This window comes from Pseudomonas sp. B21-035 (assembly GCF_024748945.1).
In the GTDB taxonomy this organism is placed as follows: domain Bacteria; phylum Pseudomonadota; class Gammaproteobacteria; order Pseudomonadales; family Pseudomonadaceae; genus Aquipseudomonas.
Genome location: NZ_CP087179.1, coordinates 5,108,220 through 5,127,796, shown reverse-complemented (window position 1 = coordinate 5,127,796; position 19,577 = coordinate 5,108,220). Strand labels below are relative to the sequence as shown.

General features: G+C 63.1%; 20 protein-coding genes. 8 read left to right on the top strand and 12 right to left on the bottom strand.

Annotated features, from left to right (window positions below; translation table 11 throughout):
• Positions 1-108 precede the first annotated feature (108 nt).
• The 5 genes from LOY22_RS23420 (at position 109) to LOY22_RS23400 (ending at position 4,364) form a co-directional block, all read left to right on the top strand.
• Positions 109-1,269, top strand: coding sequence for a D-alanyl-D-alanine carboxypeptidase family protein (locus LOY22_RS23420; protein ID WP_045199868.1), 1,161 nt, complete (start codon positions 109-111; stop codon positions 1,267-1,269).
• Between the two features lie 75 nt (positions 1,270-1,344).
• The gene (locus LOY22_RS23415) at positions 1,345-1,617 is read left to right on the top strand and encodes a DUF493 domain-containing protein (protein ID WP_045199865.1); all 273 of its coding nucleotides are present in this window, start codon (positions 1,345-1,347) and stop codon (positions 1,615-1,617) included.
• Positions 1,617-2,264, top strand: coding sequence for a lipoyl(octanoyl) transferase LipB (gene lipB / locus LOY22_RS23410; protein ID WP_045199863.1), 648 nt, complete (start codon positions 1,617-1,619; stop codon positions 2,262-2,264). Before LOY22_RS23415 ends, lipB begins: the two co-directional genes overlap by 1 nt.
• Before the next feature lie 2 nt (positions 2,265-2,266).
• Positions 2,267-3,265: a lipoyl synthase gene (lipA, locus tag LOY22_RS23405; protein ID WP_010222903.1), complete on the top strand. Its 999-nt coding sequence runs from the start codon at positions 2,267-2,269 to the stop codon at positions 3,263-3,265.
• 91 nt (positions 3,266-3,356) lie between these two features.
• Positions 3,357-4,364, top strand: coding sequence for an LD-carboxypeptidase (locus LOY22_RS23400; RefSeq protein WP_093379188.1), 1,008 nt, complete (start codon positions 3,357-3,359; stop codon positions 4,362-4,364).
• Here LOY22_RS23400 and LOY22_RS23395 read toward each other — a convergent pair.
• The 5 genes from LOY22_RS23395 to leuS all read right to left on the bottom strand — a co-directional run bounded on the left by LOY22_RS23395 (position 4,355) and on the right by leuS (position 10,360).
• Positions 4,355-5,671: a lytic murein transglycosylase gene (locus LOY22_RS23395; RefSeq protein WP_045200053.1), complete on the bottom strand. Its 1,317-nt coding sequence runs from the start codon at positions 5,669-5,671 to the stop codon at positions 4,355-4,357. The genes LOY22_RS23400 and LOY22_RS23395 overlap by 10 nt on opposite strands.
• Positions 5,672-5,732: 61 nt before the next feature.
• A complete protein-coding gene (gene arfA / locus LOY22_RS23390) occupies positions 5,733-5,897 on the bottom strand; it encodes an alternative ribosome rescue factor ArfA (protein ID WP_045199858.1) in 165 nt (54 codons plus the stop codon).
• Between the two features lie 111 nt (positions 5,898-6,008).
• A complete protein-coding gene (gene holA / locus LOY22_RS23385; protein ID WP_258595013.1) occupies positions 6,009-7,046 on the bottom strand; it encodes a DNA polymerase III subunit delta in 1,038 nt (345 codons plus the stop codon).
• Positions 7,047-7,082: 36 nt separating this feature from the next.
• Positions 7,083-7,688, bottom strand: coding sequence for an LPS assembly lipoprotein LptE (gene lptE / locus LOY22_RS23380; protein ID WP_045199854.1), 606 nt, complete (start codon positions 7,686-7,688; stop codon positions 7,083-7,085).
• A 65-nt stretch (positions 7,689-7,753) separates the two neighbouring features.
• Positions 7,754-10,360 carry a leucine--tRNA ligase gene (gene leuS, locus LOY22_RS23375; protein WP_093379194.1) on the bottom strand — a complete coding sequence of 869 codons (2,607 nt, stop codon included), beginning with the start codon at positions 10,358-10,360 and terminating at the stop codon, positions 7,754-7,756.
• A 240-nt stretch (positions 10,361-10,600) separates the two neighbouring features.
• On the opposite strand from leuS, the gene LOY22_RS23370 reads away from it, so the two are divergent.
• Both LOY22_RS23370 and LOY22_RS23365 read left to right on the top strand, forming a co-directional pair.
• The gene (locus LOY22_RS23370) at positions 10,601-10,915 is read left to right on the top strand and encodes a hypothetical protein (RefSeq protein ID WP_045199850.1); all 315 of its coding nucleotides are present in this window, start codon (positions 10,601-10,603) and stop codon (positions 10,913-10,915) included.
• 124 nt (positions 10,916-11,039) lie between these two features.
• Positions 11,040-11,801, top strand: coding sequence for a YdcF family protein (locus LOY22_RS23365; protein WP_258595010.1), 762 nt, complete (start codon positions 11,040-11,042; stop codon positions 11,799-11,801).
• Here the strand turns inward: LOY22_RS23365 and lnt are convergent.
• The 5 genes from lnt to miaB all read right to left on the bottom strand — a co-directional run bounded on the left by lnt (position 11,798) and on the right by miaB (position 17,112).
• The gene (gene lnt / locus LOY22_RS23360) at positions 11,798-13,315 is read right to left on the bottom strand and encodes an apolipoprotein N-acyltransferase (protein ID WP_045199845.1); all 1,518 of its coding nucleotides are present in this window, start codon (positions 13,313-13,315) and stop codon (positions 11,798-11,800) included. The two genes, LOY22_RS23365 and lnt, sit on opposite strands and share 4 nt — an antisense overlap.
• 8 nt (positions 13,316-13,323) lie before the next feature.
• A complete protein-coding gene (locus tag LOY22_RS23355) occupies positions 13,324-14,163 on the bottom strand; it encodes an HlyC/CorC family transporter (RefSeq protein WP_258595008.1) in 840 nt (279 codons plus the stop codon).
• Positions 14,164-14,168: 5 nt separating this feature from the next.
• Positions 14,169-14,666 carry an rRNA maturation RNase YbeY gene (gene ybeY, locus LOY22_RS23350; protein WP_045199843.1) on the bottom strand — a complete coding sequence of 166 codons (498 nt, stop codon included), beginning with the start codon at positions 14,664-14,666 and terminating at the stop codon, positions 14,169-14,171.
• Complete coding sequence (locus LOY22_RS23345) at positions 14,659-15,660, bottom strand: PhoH family protein (RefSeq protein ID WP_045199842.1); 1,002 nt, start codon at positions 15,658-15,660, stop codon at positions 14,659-14,661. Before LOY22_RS23345 ends, ybeY begins: the two co-directional genes overlap by 8 nt.
• 123 nt (positions 15,661-15,783) lie before the next feature.
• Positions 15,784-17,112 carry a tRNA (N6-isopentenyl adenosine(37)-C2)-methylthiotransferase MiaB gene (gene miaB / locus LOY22_RS23340; RefSeq protein ID WP_045199840.1) on the bottom strand — a complete coding sequence of 443 codons (1,329 nt, stop codon included), beginning with the start codon at positions 17,110-17,112 and terminating at the stop codon, positions 15,784-15,786.
• 130 nt (positions 17,113-17,242) lie between these two features.
• Between miaB and LOY22_RS23335 the strand changes: the two genes are divergently transcribed.
• A complete protein-coding gene (locus tag LOY22_RS23335; RefSeq protein WP_010222917.1) occupies positions 17,243-17,569 on the top strand; it encodes a DUF1820 family protein in 327 nt (108 codons plus the stop codon).
• A 7-nt stretch (positions 17,570-17,576) separates the two neighbouring features.
• Here LOY22_RS23335 and LOY22_RS23330 read toward each other — a convergent pair whose 3' ends face one another.
• Together LOY22_RS23330 and hemL are read right to left on the bottom strand one after the other, a co-directional pair.
• Complete coding sequence (locus LOY22_RS23330; protein WP_045199838.1) at positions 17,577-18,125, bottom strand: tetratricopeptide repeat protein; 549 nt, start codon at positions 18,123-18,125, stop codon at positions 17,577-17,579.
• Positions 18,126-18,295: 170 nt separating this feature from the next.
• Positions 18,296-19,576, bottom strand: a complete 1,281-nt coding sequence (hemL, locus tag LOY22_RS23325; protein ID WP_045199836.1) for a glutamate-1-semialdehyde 2,1-aminomutase — start codon at positions 19,574-19,576, stop codon at positions 18,296-18,298.
• Position 19,577 lies beyond the last annotated feature (1 nt).

Genomic DNA, 19,577 nt, shown 5'->3' with positions numbered 1-19,577 from the left:
CAGCCGGGCGCAGCCGCCATGTACAATGGCGGTTTTGCCCGTCAGGCCATGCGCCTGTAAACGTTTTGCCCATGAGGGCATGAGCCCATTAGCCATTTCGAGAGACGGATGAACATAACCAGCTTTGCCAAACGCCTTTGCCTGCTTGTACCGCTGATGATTGCCCCCGCCGCCTTCGCGGCAGAGCAAATGATGCCGTCGCCGCCGCAACTGGCTGCCAAGTCCTACGTGCTCATGGAAGCCTCCAGCGGCAACATCCTGGTCGAGAACAATGGTGACCAGCGTCTGCCTCCGGCGAGCCTGACCAAGCTGATGACCGCCTACATCGCGACCCTGGATATCCGCCGCGGGCAGATCGGCGAAAACGACCCGGTCACCGTCAGCGAAAACGCCTGGCGCACCGGCGGTTCGCGGATGTTCATCAAGGTCGGCACCCAGGTCAGCGTCAGCGACCTGCTGCACGGCATCATCATCCAGTCGGGTAACGACGCCAGCGTCGCCCTCGCCGAGCACATCGCCGGCAGCGAAGACGCCTTCGCCGACATGATGAACAAGACCGCCGGCGACCTGGGCATGAGCAACAGCCACTTCATGAACCCGACCGGCCTGCCGAACCCCGAGCACTACTCGTCGGCCCACGACATGGCAGTGCTGGCGCGCGCGATCATCCACGAAGACCCGGCTCACTATGCGATCTACTCGCAGAAAGAGTTCTTCTGGAACAACATCAAGCAGCCTAACCGCAACCTGCTGCTGTGGCGCGACAAGACCGTCGACGGCCTGAAAACCGGCCACACCGACGAAGCCGGCTACTGCATGGTGTCTTCGGCAGTACGTGACGGCATGCGCCTGATCGCCGTGGTCTTCGGTACCAACAGCGAGCAATCGCGTGCGGCCGAAACCCAGAAGCTGCTGACCTACGGCTTCCGCTTCTTCGAAACCCAGACCTTCTACCAGAAGGGTACCGAGCTTGCCCAGGCACCGGTCTGGAAGGGCGCAACCAATCAGGTCAAAGCCGGTCTCGCCGAAGACCTGACCATGACTTTGCCTAAAGGCCAATTGAAAAAGCTGGCCGCAAGCATGACCATGAACCCGCAATTGATCGCTCCGATCAACAAAGGTGACGTGATCGGTAAAGTGGAAGTCAAACTGGATGACAAGGTTGTCCACAGTGCCGACCTGATCGCGCTGGATGGCGTTGAGGAAGGTGGTTTCTTCCGTCGTGTGTGGGATAGCATTCGGCTATTCTTCTACGGGTTGTTCAACTGATATCGTGACCTGCCACGCCCCCGCCACTCATGCGGGGGCGTTGTTGTTGCCACGGCTTACGAGGCCGTTACTGCTATGACCGAAGCTGACAAGTCGCACAAAATCGAATTCCCCTGCGCCGATTACCCGATCAAGGTCATCGGCGACACCGTGGTCAATTTCAAGGACACGGTGATCGAGATCCTCAAGAAGTACGCCACGGTCGACATGAGTACCCTGGCTGAACGTCAGAGCAAGGAAGGCAAGTACACCACGGTGCAACTGCACATCATCGCCACGGGTGAAGACCAGCTGCACGATATCAACAGCGCCCTGCGCGCGACCGGAATCGTGAAAATGGTGCTCTGATGCCCGCGTGTCTCGGCTTTCGCGACCTCGGCCTGCTGCCTTACGAGCCGGTGCTGGAGGCCATGCGTCGGTTTACCGACCAGCGTGGCCCGGGTACCGCGGATGAGGTATGGCTGGTTGAACACCCGGCGGTGTTCACCCAGGGCCAGGCCGGCAAGGCCGAGCATCTGCTGGTACCGGGTGACATCCCGGTGGTGCAGACCGATCGCGGCGGCCAGGTGACCTATCACGGCCCGGGTCAGCTGGTGGCGTACTTGCTGCTGGATGTACGCCGCCTGGGTTTTGGCGTGCGCGATCTGGTCAGCCGCATCGAGCGCTGCCTGATCGAGTTGCTGGCCAGTTACAACGTCGAGGCGGCGGCCAAGGCCGATGCCCCAGGCGTTTATGTCGACGGGGCGAAGATCGCCTCGCTCGGCCTGCGGATTCGCAATGGCTGTTCGTTCCACGGCCTTGCCTTGAACGTGGACATGGACCTGGCGCCATTCCGCCGGATTAACCCCTGCGGGTATGCGGGGCTGGCCATGACCCAGCTGCGCGACCAGGCAGGCTCGATCGAACTCTCTGAGGTAAGGGCAAGGCTGCGCGGGCAGCTGGTCAAGCACCTCGACTATGCTGAGCAGACGACCCTTACGGGCGGAATCTTCTGAATATGACTACTGTTGTGCAAGAACCAGTGCAAAGCGTGACGCCAGCGCCTCGGCCGAAGGTCGAGGCGGGTGTCAAACTGCGTGGCGCGGAAAAAGTCGCGCGTATCCCGGTAAAGATCATCCCCACTGACGAGCTGCCAAAGAAGCCTGACTGGATTCGCGTGCGTATCCCGGTTTCGCCGGAAGTCGACCGCATCAAGCAACTGCTGCGCAAGCACAAGCTGCACAGCGTCTGCGAAGAAGCCTCCTGCCCGAACCTGGGCGAGTGCTTCTCGGGCGGCACCGCGACCTTCATGATCATGGGTGACATCTGCACCCGTCGCTGCCCGTTCTGCGACGTCGGCCATGGCCGGCCGAAGCCCTTGGACGTCGACGAGCCGAAGAACCTCGCCGTGGCCATTGCCGACCTGCGCCTGAAGTACGTGGTGATCACCTCGGTGGACCGCGACGACCTGCGCGACGGTGGTGCCCAGCATTTTGCCGACTGTATCCGTGAGATCCGCGCGCTGTCGCCGGGTGTGCAGCTCGAGACCCTGGTGCCGGACTACCGCGGGCGCATGGATGTGGCCCTGGCGATTACCGCCGAAACCCCGCCGGATGTGTTCAACCACAACCTCGAAACCGTACCGCGCCTGTACAAGGCCGCGCGTCCGGGTTCGGACTACCAGTGGTCGCTGACCTTGCTGCAGAAGTTCAAGGAACTGGTGCCGCACGTACCGACCAAGTCCGGGCTGATGCTGGGCCTTGGCGAAACCGATGAAGAAGTGATCGAAGTGATGCATCGCATGCGCGAGCACAACATCGACATGCTGACCCTCGGCCAGTACCTGCAGCCGTCGCGCAGCCACTTGCCGGTGCAGCGTTTCGTGCACCCGGACACCTTTGCCTGGTTCGCCGAAGAAGGTTACAAGATGGGCTTCAAGAACGTTGCTTCCGGTCCGCTGGTGCGTTCTTCGTACCATGCCGACCAGCAGGCGCATGAGGCCAAGATCAAGCTCTGATCGACAGCCTGGTTGTCTCGATGCCGATGTCTGCTGCAAAGCGACATCGGCATTTTTGTTTGCCGACCTGTCCACACAAGGAGTCGTCTGGATGAACCTTCCCTTCACCCATCAGGCCGATGTGCTGTCTCACGCCCAGCCGTTGCCCATGGCCTTGCCCGCTGGCGGGCTGATCGCAATCATCGCCCCGGCAGGTCCCGCCCAGGTCGATACGCTCAAGGTCAACCAGTGGTTCGAGGCGCGCGGCTATCGCTGCCGGATCTACCCGGGAGTTACCGCCGCCGAGGGTTATCTGGCCGGTAGCGATGCGCAGCGCCTGCAGGACCTGCACAGTGCATTTGCTGCTAAGGATGTCGATGCCATCATCTGCCTGCGCGGTGGCTACGGCAGTATGCGCCTACTGGAAAACATCGATTTCGACTTGCTGCGCCGGCATCCCAAGCCGTTGGTCGGCTACAGCGACATTACCGCGCTGCACACGGCGATTGCCCGTCATGCCGGGTTTGTGTCTTTCCATGGTGCCATGCTCAAGTCGGAGCTGCTGGGCAACAAGCAGGAGCCGACACTCTCTTCGCTGTTCGAGCAGCTGCGCGGCCAGCTGGGCGCCGGTGACCGTCTTGAGCACCCTCAGGCCTGGCCATTGACCACCATCCTGCCAGGCACTGCCAGCGGGCCTTTACTGGGGGGTAATCTGTCGTTGTTGTGCGCGACCCTGGGCACCCCGGCAGAACTCCACTGTGATGGCGGTATTCTGTTTATCGAAGACGTCAACGAGCCGCTGTACCGGGTCGACCGCCTGCTGACGCAATTGCGTCTGGCGGGCAAGCTCGAAGGGATTCGTGGCGTGCTGGTCGGGGATTTTGCCGGGATTGCACTAGAGGCGCTGGCGCCCTTGCTGCGCCAGTTCTTTGCACCGCTGCAGGTGCCGGTGCTGGCCGGCTGGCGCAGTGGTCATTGCGACCCGAACCTGACGTTGCCGATGGGGGCCAGGGTGTGCCTGGATGCCGATGGCAAGTGTTTGCGACTGGAGCAGGATTTGTTTGAGCGCCATCGCGGAGCAGGTCAGAGTGACCTGCCCCGCGAGGTGCTTCAGCGCTGACGCAAGCTATCGAGCAGCTTGTGCGTCGGATAGCCATCAGCCGGCCAGCCCAGCGCCTGCTGGGCGCTGCGGATGGCCTTGCGGGTGTTGGCGCCGATGATACCGTCGGCGGCGCCGGCGTCGTAGTTGCGGGCACTGAGCAGGGTCTGCAGCTCGACACGCTCGCTGCGGCTCAGTGGCAGGTCATCCTTGGGCCATGAGCCGGCAATGTAGCCCGAGCCATCGAAGCGCTGGCCGAGCAGGCCGACGGCCATGGCGTAGGACGACGAGTTGTTGTACTTGAGGATCGCGCGGAAGTTGTCCAGTACCAGGAATGCCGGGCCGCGATAACCGGCCGGCAACAGCAGGGCGGCGGACAGCTGCTCGCTGCCGGCTGGCAAACGTACGCCGGCGGGCAGTTTCAGGCCCATCTGCAGCCATTCCGATACCGGCTTGCGCTGGCTGCCATCGGCCAGCCAGTAGTCGAAGCCAGGCGCCAGCTGCACCTCAAAACCCCAGGGTTCGCCGCGTTTCCAGCCGGAGCTCTGCAGGTAATGCGCAGTCGAGGCCAGGGCGTCAGCCGAGCTGTTCCAGATATCCCGGCGGCCGTCGCCGTCAAAATCCACGGCATGGGTGTTGTAGGTGGTGGGGATGAACTGGGTCTGGCCCATGGCCCCGGCCCACGAGCCCTTCATGGCGTCGGGCTGGATATCACCGTTTTGCAGGATTTGCAGCGCCGCGATCAACTGCGCCTGGGCGAATGCCGGGCGGCGGCCTTCATAGGCCAGGGTGGCGAGAGAGCGGATAACCGATTTGTTGCCCTGGAACTGGCCAAAGTTGCTCTCCATTCCCCACACCGACACCAGCACATTGCGGTCGACGCCGTAGCGTTGTTCGATCTGGCTCAGCAACTCGGCATGTTTTTCCAGCAGGCCTTTGCCGTTGCGTACCCGCAGTGGCGACAGCGCACCATCGAGGTACTCCCATACCGGCCGGGTAAACTCAGGCTGGCTGCGGTCGGCCTTGATCACGTCCATGTCGGGTGTGACACCGAGGAATGCGCGGTCGAAGGTGCTGGCATTGATACCCGCTTGCAGGGCTTGCTGGCGGAATCCCGCCTGCCATTGGGCGAAGCTTTGCAGCGGCTGGATCTCGCTGAGCGTGTCGACGGCAGGGGTGGGCAGGGTGACGACTGGAGCCGGTTGGGCAGGGGCCAGCGGCAGCGCATCGGCGGCGGTGGGTTTCTCCGCGCAGGCGACAAGCAGGATGAGGCTGGAGGCGGCAATCAGCTGGCGAGGTTGCCAGCGACGGGAAAGACAAAGGGGCATGCACAGGTCCAGGTATTTCAGGTCAGGTGCCGACCATACCATGCCTGCCGGATTCTTGCCTTTATGCGGCCAAAAAGTAAGAAGCCTCCCAATCTCTCGATTGGAAGGCTTCGCGGCGGTAGCTGCCTTTGCCTTTGCCGGCGCGTTCCTGGCGGCTGCGGAACAAGGGCTGGGCGACGATGGATTTGGCCTTGTTGGGCCCGGGCTTTGCGGGTTTTTTGCTCATGACAGGGAGTCCTGCAGGGTGGGTGTGGGGCGCAATATAGGTGTGAAGTTATCGCGGGGCAAGCCCGCTCCCACACAAATCGGTAGGAGCGGGCTTGCCCCGCGATACATTTCACTCCGCCGGCAAAGCCAGGCGCTGCCCCGCCATCAACAACGACAGGCGCGCCAGGCTGGTCCACGGCGAACCCTGGGCCTGGCCCTTGATCTGCGCATCGATGCGCTGGGCATCCTGCAGCAACTGGCTCCAGCGCTGCGCCGAATGGCGTTGCAGGGCTTTGCTCATCAGCGGCTTGCGCTTGTCCCAGACCGGCGGCCGGGCCTGGCTGAAGGCCTTGTCCAGCGGCACGCCCTGGCTGAACTGCTGGGCAAGCCCGGCCAGCAGGCGCAGTTCCCGGGCCAGGGCCCAGAGAATCACCGGTGGCTCGACCCCTTCGCCGCGCAAGCCCTCAAGCATGCGCAAAGCATGGGCTGCCTCGCCATTGAGGATCGCATCGACCAGGCCGAACACATCGAAACGGGCACTGTCGGCTACTGCCGCCTGGACCGTTTCAACCGTGATCTGATTGCCTTCGGCCAGCAGCTTGAGCTTCTCGATCTCCTGGGCTGCTGCCAGCAGGTTGCCTTCAACCCGGGCGGCGATCAGGTCAACCGCGTCGCGCTGGGCGCTCAGCCCGGCCTGGGACAGGCGCTGGCTGATCCATTGCGGCAACTGGTGGCTGTCTACCGGCCAGATCTGCACGAACTGGACGTGCTGGCCTTCGATCAAGGCCTTGCCCCACTTGGTCTTCTGCGCACTGCCATCGAGCTTGGGCAGGCTGATCAGCAGCAGGTTGTCTTCGGCAGGCTTGGCGCAGTACTCGATCAGTGCTGCCGCGCCCTTGTCGCCAGGCTTGCCGGAGGGCAGGCGCAGCTCGAGCAGGCGGCGCTGGGCGAACAGCGACAGGCTGGCCCCGGCCTGGAGCAGGGTGCCCCAGTCGAAGTTGGCGTCGGCGCTGAACACCTGGCGTTCATCGAAGCCTTGCTGGCGCGCCGCGGCACGCACGGCGTCGGCCGCTTCCTGGCACAGCAGCGGGTCATCGCCGCTGATCACGTAAACCGGCGCGAGGCTGCCTTGCAGGTGTTTGTTGAGCTGGGCGGGAGTGAGTTTCATGATGGCAGACGGGGCACCGAAGTGCCCCGTTCAGTCTCAGTTGCGCGGCAGTTGCAGCGGCGACTGCTGAGGCGTTTCGTCCTGGGCACGGCGGGCAGCTTCCAGGGCGTCGGCTTCGGCTTGCGCGCGTTCGTCAGCCTTTTGTTGCAGGCCTTCAAGCTGGCTCGGGGTCAGCAGTTGCAGGCGTACGAGCATGTTCTGCACCAGGTCGCGGCGCATTTCCTTGCGGGTCTGGTTGGCTTCCTGGTCGGAACCGGTGATGTTGTTGCCGTCATGCACGTAGATCTTGCGCACTTCGAGCTTGTCGTTGAGCAGGTTGGTGTCGTTGTGACCTTCGATGCTGTAGCTCAGCACGGTGGTCAGTTCGTACTCGGCCGAGCGCCCGGAACCGGCGTAGGTTGCCGCACGCTGGGACTCTTGTTCGTTGGTCAGCACCAGCTTGTAAGGCGCGCCGGCGTGGACATTGACGCCGTTGCTTTGCAATGCCTGGCGCAACTGCAGCACGGTATCGCCGTAGGCGTTACGCGCGCTCAGGTCCAGTTCCTTGATCGCCAGTTCCGTGTTGCCGGTACCGCGCAGCTGGAAACCGCAGGCGCTGAGCATAACGGCCAGGCCCATTACCAGCAGATTGCGTTTGATCATGTTGTAGCTCCCTTGTGGGCCGATTCTGTGCGCCGGCCCGCGCTGTGGCGGGCCGGCTTTTCCTGTCAGTTGGCGACGATGTTGACCAGCTTGCCCGGTACCACGATGACCTTGCGGATGCTCAGGCCTTCGGTGAAGCGCAGCACGTTCTCGTTGCTGCGCGCGGCGGCTTCGACTTCTTCACGGCTGGCGGCGGCCGGCATTTCGATCTGGCCACGCAGCTTGCCGTTGACCTGGATGACCAGGACGATGCTGTCCTGGACCAGGGCGCCCTCGTCCAGTACCGGCCAGGCCGCATCGATCACTGCGTCCTGGTGGCCCAGGCGCTGCCACAGCTCGTGGCTGATGTGCGGGGTAATCGGCGCCAGCAGCAAGGTTACAGCTTCCAGGCCTTCCTGCAGCAGGGCGCGGTCCTGTTCGCTGGCTTGCGGGGCTTTCTCCAGTACGTTCATCACGGTCATCACCTGGGCGATGGCGGTGTTGAACTTGTGGTGCTGGCCGACATCGGTGCTGGCCTGCTTGATGGCTGCGTGGATGGCGCGGCGGATCACTTTTTGCCCGTCATCGAGGCTGGCGACATCCAGCTTGCCCGGCAGGCCCTGGGCCACGTGGGCCTGGGCCAGGCGCCAGACGCGGCGCAGGAAGCGGTTGGCACCTTCGACACCGGAGTCGGACCATTCCAGGCTCATGTCCGGCGGCGAGGCGAACATCATGAACAGGCGGCAGGTGTCGGCGCCGTAGGCTTCGATCATCGCCTGCGGGTCAACGCCGTTGTTCTTGGACTTGGACATCTTCTCGGTGCCGCCGATCTCGACCGGCAGGCCGTCGGTTTTCAGCGTGGCGCCGATGATCTTGGCCTTGGCGTCGCGCTCGATCTCGACGTCGGCCGGGTTGAACCAGTCCTTGCCGCCGTTGCTGGCAACGCGGTAGTAGGTTTCGGCAACGACCATGCCCTGGGTCAGCAGGTTCTTGAACGGCTCGTTGGAGGTGACCAGGCCTTCGTCGCGCATCAGCTTGTGGAAGAAGCGCGCGTACAGCAGGTGCAGGATCGCGTGTTCGATACCGCCGATGTACTGGTCGACCGGCAGCCAGTGGTTGGCTGCTTTCGGGTCGACCATGCCGCCTTCGTAGTTTGGCGAGGCGTAGCGGGCGAAGTACCACGACGACTCGACGAAGGTGTCCATGGTGTCGGTTTCACGCTTCGCCGCGGTGCCGCATTTCGGACAGCTGCACTCGTAGAACTCGGGCATGCGCGCCAGCGGCGAGCCGGCGCCATCGGGCACGACGTTTTCTGGCAGGATGACCGGCAGTTGCTCTTCCGGTACCGGCACATCGCCACAGGACGGGCAGTGGATAATCGGGATCGGGCAGCCCCAGTAGCGCTGGCGGCTGATGCCCCAGTCGCGCAGGCGGAACTGGGTGCGGGATTTGCCCAGCTCTTTCTTGATCAGCGCCACTTCGATGGCGTCGAACGCGCCGGCGAAGTCCAGGCCGTCGAATTCGCCGGAATTGATCAGCTGGCCGTGCTCGCCATAGGCGGCCAGCCACTCGTTGCCGACTTCATCGCCGGCACTGGTGCGCACCACGGCCTTCACTGGCAGGTTGTACTTGTGGGCGAACTCGAAATCGCGCTCGTCGTGTGCCGGTACCGCCATTACTGCGCCATCGCCGTAGTGCATCAGCACGTAGTTGGCGACCCACACCGGCAACTTCTCGCCGGTCAGCGGGTGCTCGACGAACAGCGAGGTGGCCAGGCCCTTTTTCTCCTGGGTGGCGATGTCGGCTTCAGCGACGCTGCCGCTCTTGCATTCATCGATGAAGGCTTGCAGCTCGGGGTTGCCCTGGGCGGCCTGGGTGGCCAGCGGGTGCTCGGCGGCAACGGCCACGTAGGTGGCGCCCATCAGGGTGTCCGGACGGGTGGTGAAGACTTTCAGCACCCCGGCGTGGCCGATGCTGGCCTGGTCGTAGGGGAACTGCACTTCCATGCCGCGGGACTTGCCGATCCAGTTGCGCTGCATGGTCTTGACCTGCTCAGGCCAGCCCGGCAACTCGTCGAGGCTTTCCAGCAGCTCGTCGGCGTAGTCGGTGATCTTGAAGTAGTACATCGGGATTTCGCGCTTCTCGATCAGCGCGCCCGAACGCCAGCCGCGACCGTCGATGACCTGCTCGTTGGCGAGCACGGTCTGGTCGGCCGGGTCCCAGTTCACGGTACCGTTCTTGCGGTAGATCACGCCTTTTTCGAACAGGCGGGTGAACAGCCACTGTTCCCAGCGGTAGTAGTCCGGCTTGCAAGTGGTGACTTCACGCGACCAGTCGAATGCCAGGCCCAGGCTCTTGAGCTGGGTCTTCATGTAGTCGATGTTTTCGTAGGTCCACTTGGCCGGGGCGACGTTGTTCTTCATCGCGGCGTTTTCCGCCGGCATGCCGAAGGCGTCCCAGCCCATTGGCTGCAGGACGTTCTTGCCGAGCATGCGCTGGTAACGGGCGATCACGTCACCGATGGTGTAGTTGCGCACGTGGCCCATATGTAGCTTGCCGCTTGGGTACGGGAACATCGATAGGCAGTAGTACGTGTCCTTGCCTGGCTGTTCACTGACTTCAAAAGACTTTCGCTCATCCCAGTAAGACTGGGCGGCGGCTTCGATTTCGCGGGGCTGATAGAGTTCGTGCATGGCTACTTTGCGCTGAGAAATGGGAGACCTTATCCAGGCAGCGATCAAACCGCTGCATCGGCAATCCGGTGTCAAGTATGGTGAACGCCCTAGCATACATGACCCCTGTCCACCGAGGGAAACCCTGATTGCACCGCCTTTGGCGCGGCGGGCCGTTGGTCGCGGCGTCCGGCTGCTTTTGCGAGTAACGCTAAGCTCATGTGTGGGGGGAGATATATTTATCTTCAATGAGGTGAACGGATGGGAGAGTCGCAGCAACAAGTAACCAAACCGGAGCTTTACGAACGGCTGATCGATCGTCTGGGCCTGGCCCTCGAGGTCGCCAGAACCTCCGTTCGATTACGCGATGAAGTGCCTGCTGAATTGGAGTTGCGTGGTTTGAGCCGCGCTGAATTCGAAGTGATCAAGGCCTATCTGGAATCCCTTCCGGAGGGCGGGCATGGACGCGTCGGCGCATTGCCACACGTGGAGACGCCACCTGCGGCCAGAGTTGTCTGGCTCAAGGACAAGCGCTCCGCTACCACAGCGAAGTCCAGGACGCTGCATTTCAAGTAGCTGTTCGGGTTTTTCCGGCGCAAGGCGGAGTGCGCCACTGCAGCAAAAACTTCCCGGAGCGGCACCTGACTATTGTTGCCAGGTGCCGTTCCTCTTAGGCTGCGCACCTCCAAGGAGGTGTCCTGTGCCCATTCGCTATCTCATCAAACAAATGATCATGCCGCCCGGCATCCTGTTTCTTTTGCTGATTGCTGCCTGGTGGCTACGCAATTCCTGGCCGCGGCTGTCGACCCTGTGCTTTGTCCTGGGCCTGGGCGGCTTGTGGCTGATGAGCCTGCCGATCGTGGTGGAGCAGGCTGCCCGGCAACTGGAAAGCGAGCCGGCACTGGCCCGCAGCCAGTGGGTGGGGCTTGCGCAACAGGCCGATGCCATCGTCATCCTCGGGGCCGGGCGCGAGCGCGGCGACCCTGCCTGGGACTCGCAGGACCAGCCCACGGGCGTGGCCATGGAGCGCATGCGTTACGCCGCGCAGCTGGCCAAGGCCTCGGGGTTGCCAGTATTGACCAGCGGCGGTCTGCATTACGGTACGCCGCCCAGCGAAGCACAGCTGATGGCCGACTCGTTGCAACGCGATCTGGGCGTGAGCGTACGCTGGAAGGAAGAACGCAGCCGTACCACCTGGGAAAACGCGCAGATGAGTGCCGAGTTGTTGCAGCCTCTGGGGATCAAGCGCGTAGTGGTGGTGACCCAGGCCTGGCACATGCAGCGTTCACGCTGGAGCTTCGAGCAGGCGGGGTTTGTCGTGGTGCCGGCACCGGTGGGCTTTCTGGGTCGTGACCATGCCCGGCCCTTCGGTGGCTGGCTGCCGGAAGGCAAGTCGTTGTGGCAGAGCGGCCAACTGCTCAATGAGGCAGTCGGCCTGCTCGGCTACAAGCTGTTCTACTAGACGGTCTTGGCGATCCGGCTGGCCAGCAGGGCCCAGCCCAGCAGCAGCGCGCAGAGAATCACCAATGGCCAGGAGCGCCACTGCAGGTACGGGGTGAGTTGCTGCATCGGCACCACTTCGCCATAGAGGATGCCACGCTCGAACTGCGGGATCTGTGCGGTGATGCGCCCGAACGGGTCGATCAGGCCGGTGACACCGTTGTTGGTGGCGCGGATCATCCAGCGGCCGGCTTCCAGGGCGCGCATCTGCGCCATTTGCAGATGCTGCAGGGGGCCGATCGAGGTGCCGAACCAGGTGTCGTTGCTGATGGTCAGGAGGATATCGCTGCGGGCCGCCAGGCTTGCGGCAAACTCCGGATAAACCACTTCGTAGCAGATGTACGGCGCGATTTGATAGCCCTTGGCCTGCAACAGTGGCTGATCGGCCGGGCCACGGGCGAAGTCCGACATTGGCAGGTCAAAGAAGGCGATCAGGCCACGGAGCATGTCCTGCAGCGGCACGTACTCGCCAAATGGCACCAGTTTTTGCTTGAGGTAGGTGCCATCGCCTTCGCCGGTGACAGTGATGCCGTTGTAATAGCGGCGTTGCTCGTGCACCACTTCACGTACCGGAACCCCGGTGATCAAGGCGGTATTACGCTCGGCGGCGAAGTTGCCCATCATGTCCAGGTAGCCCTGGGCCTGGTCCTTGAGGATCGGCACCGCGGTTTCCGGCCACACCAGCAGGTCGACCGGCTTGGAACTGAAGCTCATGTCGCGGTACAGGGCCAGTTGAGCGTTGACGTGTTCGGGGTTCCACTTCATTTCTTGCTCGACGTTGCCTTGCAGCGCAGCAACGGTCAGCGGCTTGCCCGCCGGGCTGGTCCAGGCATGGTTTTTCAGCGCCAGGCCGATGGCCCAGGGCGCCAGCAGCAAGACCACGGCCACTGCCAGAAACGACGTGCGCGCGCGCAGGCGTGGCAGGTTGCACAGCAGCGCCGCGCACAGCGCCAGGCAGAACGAGATCAGCCACATGCCGCCCAGCGGCGCCAGGCCCGACAGCGGGCCGTCGAGCTGGCTGTAACCGGAGTACAGCCAGGGGAAACCGGTAAGGAACCAGCCGCGGAACGCCTCCTGGCCGACCCATAAGGCGGCGAAGCACAGAGCATCGGCCAACGGCGCCTCGTTGCGCCGTAGCCAGCGCGCCCAGAGCCAGGCGGGCAGGGCGAAGAACCAGGCAATGGCGGCAAAGAACGCCAGCAACAGCCCGGTGGCCAGCAGCGGCGTGGCGCCGCCGTAGGTATTGATGCTGACGTAGATCCAGCTGGTGCCGGCGGCGTACAGGCCAAAGCCGAAGCACCAGCCGCGGCCCAGGGCCTGGCGCGGGCTGAGCTCGCGCAGGCCGAGGTAGAACAGGCCGGCCGCAAGCAATGCCAGCGGCCAGATGTCGAACGGCGCCAGGGCCAGGGTGGTGATTGCACCGGCCGCCACGGCCAGCAGGTTACCGGGCCAGCCGGGGCGGGTGATCCAGCGCATGGTTGTCCTTAACGGGTGATAGGGGTCAGACGCAGCAGGTGAATCCGGCGGCTGTCGGCGTTGAGAATACGGAAACGGTACGGGCCGATCTCGGTGGTCTCGTTACGCTTGGGCAGGTGGCCGAAGGCGCTCATCACCAGGCCGCCGACGGTGTCGAACTCGTCGTCGGAGAACTGGCTGTCGAAGAACTCGTTGAAGTTCTCGATCGGCGTCAGCGCCTTGATCAGGAAGTCGCCGCTGGGCAGCGGCTTGATGTAGCTGTCTTCCTCGACGTCATGCTCGTCTTCGATGTCGCCGACGATTTGCTCGAGGACGTCTTCGATGGTCACCAGGCCCGCCACGCCGCCGTACTCGTCGATGACGATGGCCATGTGGTTGTGGTTGGCGCGAAACTCGCGCAGCAGCACGTTCAGGCGCTTGGACTCGGGCACGAAGGTGGCCGGGCGCAGCAGGTCCTTGATGTTGACGCTGTCGCCGTTCTCCTTGAGGATCAACGGCAGCAGGTCTTTGGCCAGCAGCACGCCGAGCACGTCATCGTGGCTTTCGCCGACCACCGGGTAGCGCGAGTGGGCGGCGTCGATCACCGCCGGCAGGAACTCACGCGGCGACTGGGTCGCCTTGATGCTCATCATCTGCGAGCGCGGCACCATGATGTCGCGCACCTGCAGGTCGGCGACCTGGATGGCGCCCTCGACAATGGTCAGCGCCTCGCTGTCGAGCAGCTTGTTCTGATGGGCTTCGCGCAGCAGCTCAAGCAGCTCCTGACGGTTTTTCGGCTCGTGGGCAAAAGCCTGGGTCAGTTTGCCCAGCCAGGACTTTTGCCCGTTGCTCGATCGATCTTCGCTCATGGCGGTTACTCGTGATCCTTTGCAGATATCAGTGTTGAATTGTCGTCGTGTTCGTCGTCGGCGTACGGGTCCGGATGACCCAGTTCAGCAAGCAACGTTCGTTCCAGTGCTTCCATTTCCTCGGCCTCATCGTCGTCGATGTGGTCGTAGCCCAGCAGGTGCAGGCAGCCATGGATGACCAGGTGCGCCCAGTGGGCCTCGAGCGCCTTGCCCTGTTCGACAGCCTCGCGTTCGACCACGGCGATGCAGATCACCAGGTCGCCGAGCAGCGGAATGTCGAGCAACTCGTCAGGCACATCGGCCGGGAACGACAGCACGTTGGTGGCGTAGTCTTTGTGCCGCCAGGTGTGATTCAGTTCGCGGCCTTCGGCTTCATCGACCAGACGGATGGTCATTTCCGAGTCGGCCGTGCGCTGGCGCAGGGCCAGCTCGCACCATTGGCGGAATTGATCTTCGGTCGGGTGGTTCGCATCGCTTGCCAGCTGCAGATCGAGCTCAAGCATCGCGGTGTTTGCCTTCGGTCGGGTTCTGCTGCTGGCTGTCGAAGCGCTCGTAGGCCTCGACAATGCGCTGCACCAACGGGTGGCGGACCACGTCCTTGGGCTGGAAGTGCGTAAAGCTGATGCCCGGCACGCCCTTGAGCACCTCGATGACATGGGCCAGGCCCGACTTGGTGCCACGCGGCAGGTCGACCTGGGTGATGTCACCGGTGATCACCGCGGTGGAACCGAACCCAATGCGGGTGAGGAACATCTTCATCTGCTCGACCGTGGTGTTCTGGCTTTCGTCGAGGATGATGAAGCTGTTGTTCAGGGTGCGCCCGCGCATGTAGGCCAGCGGCGCGATCTCGATCACCTGGCGTTCGATCAGCTTGGCCACGTGTTCAAAGCCGAGCATCTCGTACAGCGCGTCATACAGCGGGCGCAGGTACGGGTCGATCTTCTGTGCCAGGTCGCCGGGCAGGAAGCCGAGTTTTTCACCCGCTTCGACCGCCGGACGCACCAGCAGGATGCGTCGCACCTGTTCACGCTCCAGGGCATCAACCGCGCAGGCCACGGCCAGGTAGGTCTTGCCGGTACCGGCCGGGCCGATGCCGAAGTTGATGTCGTTGCCGAGGATTTCCTTCACGTAGCGCTGCTGGTTCAGCCCGCGCGGACGAATCATGCCCTTGCGCGTGCGCAAGGAAACACTGACTTCGTTGACGGCCGGGTTCTCCAGCTCTTCGACGGCCGATTCCTGCAGGTACAGGTGGACCATTTCCGGCGACAGCTCGGTGGCCTTGGCCTCGCGATAGAGGCGGCGCAGCAGTTGCTCGGCAGAGGAGGTGTGCTTGGGTTCGCCGATCAGTTCAAACTGATTGCCGCGGTTGCGGATTTCGATGGCCAGGCGCTGTTCGATCAGGCGCAAATGCTCGTCGAACTGCCCGCACAGGTTGGCGAAGCGATGGGCCTCGAAAGGCTCGAGGATGAAACGATGTGGTTCGATAGGTGCGTTCAAGGTCGTTTTTCAGCCGCCCAACGGCAAAGGATATGGTCTCAAGGATAACCCTAGCCGCTGCAGGGCGAAAGCGCTGAAACGATCAAGGGTCGCCGGGCCTGTAACCAGGCCCGGCAGGACAGCTCAGTGGGCCAGCGAGCCGAACAGCGAGTGTGGGCGCGCGTCGTCGATATGGATATCGACGAACTGGCCGATCAGCTTGGGATTGTCGCAGCGAAAGTTGACGATACGATTATTCTCGGTACGCCCCTGCAACTGGCCAGGATCGCGGCGCGAGTAGTCGGTGACCAGAATGCGCTGGACCGTACCGACCATTTGTCGGCTGATCTCGAAGCCCTGGGTGTCGAGGCGGTGCTGCAGGGCCTTGAGGCGCTCTTTTTTCAGTTCTTCCGGGGTTTCGTCCGGCAAGTCCGAGGCCGGGGTGCCCGGGCGCTGGCTGTAGACGAACGAGTAGGAAAAATCGAAACCGACGTCGGCCACCAGCTTCATGGTCTGCTCGAAGTCTTTCTCGGTTTCGCCGGGGAAGCCGACAATGAAGTCCGAGCTGATGCAGATGCCCGGTACCGCCGCCTTGAGCTTGCGCAGCTTGGACTTGTACTCGAGGACGGTGTGGTTGCGCTTCATCGCCGCCAGCACCCGGTCGGAGCCCGATTGCACCGGCAGGTGCAGGTGCTTGACCAGCTCCGGCACCTCGGCGTGGGCCTGGATCAGGCTGTCGGAAAATTCCAGCGGGTGCGAGGTGGTGTAGCGGATGCGCTCGATGCCATCGACGGCGGCGACCACGCGGATCAGCTCGGCAAGGTCGGCAAGGCGGCCGTCGTGGGTCTGGCCGCGGTAGCCGTTGACGTTCTGCCCCAGCAGGGTGACTTCACGCACGCCGTTCTCGGCCAGGTGGATGACCTCGGCCAGCACGTCGTCGAACGGCCGGCTGACTTCCTCGCCGCGGGTGTAGGGCACCACGCAGAAGGTGCAGTACTTGCTGCAGCCTTCCATCACTGAGACATAGGCGGTGGGGCCGTCGATGCGTGGCTCGGGCAGGTGGTCGAATTTTTCGATCTCCGGGAACGACACATCGACCTGCGGCAGGCGCGTGGTGCGTGCGGCGTCGATCATCTCCGGCAGGCGGTGCAGGGTCTGCGGGCCGAAGACCACGTCGACATAGGGCGCGCGCTTGCGGATCGACTCGCCTTCCTGGCTGGCCACGCAGCCGCCGACGGCGATGACCATGTCCGGTTTGAGGTCCTTGAGTTCACGCCAGCGGCCCAGCTGGGAGTACACCCGGTCCTGGGCACGCTCGCGGATCGAGCAGGTGTTGAGCAGGATGACGTCGGCGTCTTCGGCGCGGGCCGTGACTTCAAGGGCTTGATGTTCACCCAGCAGATCGACCATGCGCGAGCTGTCGTACTCGTTCATCTGGCAACCGTGGGTTTCGATGTAAAGCTTCTTGGCCATGGGAGATCATCTGGTAATTCGAAGAACCGCACATTATAAGGGGCCGGCGCCGTGGATCCTAGCGTTGTCGGCCCGGTGCCTATGTTATAGTTTGCGACTTCTTTACCACCCTTGATTGTCCCCGCCCAAAATGACCAAACGCGAAGCTCCGATCTACAAAGTGATCTTTCTCAACCAGGGCCAGGTGTACGAGATGTACGCCAAACAGATCTACCAAAGCGATCTGTGGGGCTTCCTTGAGGTCGAGGAGTTTGTCTTTGGCGAGCGCACCCAGGTGGTGGTCGACCCGAGCGAAGAAAAGCTCAAGGCCCAGTTCGAAGGCGTGGTGCGCAGCTTTGTGCCGATGCATTCGATCGTGCGTATCGACGAGGTGGAGCGTCTGGGCACGCCGAAGATCAGCGAAGCACGCGGTACTGGCAATGTAATGCCATTCCCGATGCCAATGCCGGAAAAGTAAGCGGGGATCAGGGCAGCGGCGAGAAGGGCGTGCGGCCTTCGGCGGTCTGCAGCTCCAGCAGGTACTTGCGGAAAATCTGCCCCAGTACCTGGGTGGCGACTTCCAGTTCATCGCGGGGCATCTTCGCAGACACCTCGTCGGCCATGTCCAGGGCATCTTCGGCGCCGTTGACCGCCGCCATCTTCAGCACGATGTAGGCCTGCACATTGTTGGCCGCCACACCTTCACCCTTGTAGAACATGCTGCCCAGGCGGTATTGCGCCTCGGCGTGGCCTTGCAGCGAGGCTTGCTCGAAGTAGCTCAGGGCCTGGTTGAGGTCGCGCGGGGTGTTGGTGCCCTCGTAGTAGAACTCACCCAACTCGTACTGGGCCTGGGCATCCCCGGACTTTGCCGCGTCCTGGCAGGCGGCGAGGGCTTGCGGCAGGTCTTCGGGCTGGGAATCGAGGGTGCAGCGGCCCGTTGCCGGAATCAGCAACGAGTTACCGCCTGCCGTGGCCAGCAGGGGCTGAAGAAGCAACAGGCAGCCCAGGGCGAGGGCGCGGCCGGTGCGGTTCATGGGGATCGACATACCTCTGCAAAGCTGCGGCCAAAGTGTCTGGTGGCACATTATGGGATAAGCAGCGCCTACCTTACAAAGTCTTTACTCGATTTTCTGCTTTGCAAGGCCCCATCGCGGGGCAATCGTGCGCCTGCAGGCGCACGATTGCCCCGCGATGGTCCACTGAATTACAGCTTGGCAAACGCCTTCTCAGCCGCATCCAGGGTGATCTGCAGCTCGGTGTCACCGTGGGCGATCGAGGTAAAGCCGGCTTCGAAGGCGCTTGGCGCCAGGTACACGCCACCTTCGAGCATCAGGTGGAAGAAGCGCTTGAAGCGCTCGGCATCGCTGGCCATGACGTCATCGAAAGTAACGATATCGTCGGCGCCACTGAAGTACAGGCCGAACATGCCACCGGCCTGGGTGGTGACGAACGGGATGCCAGCAGCATCGGCGCGCTGTTGCAGGCCATCGAGCAGGCGGCTGGTGAAGGCGCTCAGCTCGTCATGAAAGCCCGGGCGGCTGATCAGCTTGAGGGTGGTCAGGCCGGCGGCCATGGCCAGCGGGTTGCCCGACAGGGTGCCGGCCTGGTAGACCGGGCCCAGCGGCGCGATCTGTTCCATGATCTTGCGCTTGCCGCCGAAGCAGCCCACCGGCATGCCGCCGCCGACGATCTTGCCGAAGGTCGACAGGTCCGGGGTAACGCCGTAGTGCGCCTGGGCGCCACCCAGGGCGACGCGAAAACCGGTCATCACTTCGTCGAAAATCAGCACCACGCCGTGCTTGTCGCACAGTGTGCGCAGGCCTTCGAGGAAGCCCGGCGCCGGCGGTACGCAGTTCATGTTGCCGGCTACCGGCTCGACGATGATGCAGGCAACCTCCTGGCCGACTTCGGCGAGCATCTTCTCGACCGCGTCGATGTCGTTGAACGGCAGGGTCAGGGTGTGTTTGGCAAAGGCTGCCGGCACGCCGGCCGAGCTTGGCACGCCCTGGGTCAACAGGCCGGAGCCGGCTTTGACCAGCAGGCTGTCGGAGTGGCCGTGGTAGCAGCCTTCGAACTTGATGATGCTGTCGCGGCCGGTGTAGCCACGGGCCAGACGGATGGCGCTCATGGTCGCTTCGGTGCCGGAGCTGACCATGCGGACCATTTCCATCGAGGGCACGATCGAGCAGACCAGGTCAGCCATTTCGGTTTCCATGGCGGTTGGCGCGCCGTAAGACAAGCCGTGTTCCAGCTGCTTGCGCACCGAGTCGAGCACGTCCGGGTGGCTGTGGCCAAGGATCATCGGGCCCCAGGAACCAACGTAGTCGACGTAGCGTTTGTCATCTTCATCGGTGACATAGGCGCCAGCGGCATGCTTGAAGAACAGTGGCGTGCCGCCAACGCTCTTGAACGCCCGCACCGGCGAGTTGACGCCACCGGGGATGTGTTTCTGGGCGTTGGCAAACAGGGTTTCGGAACGAGACATG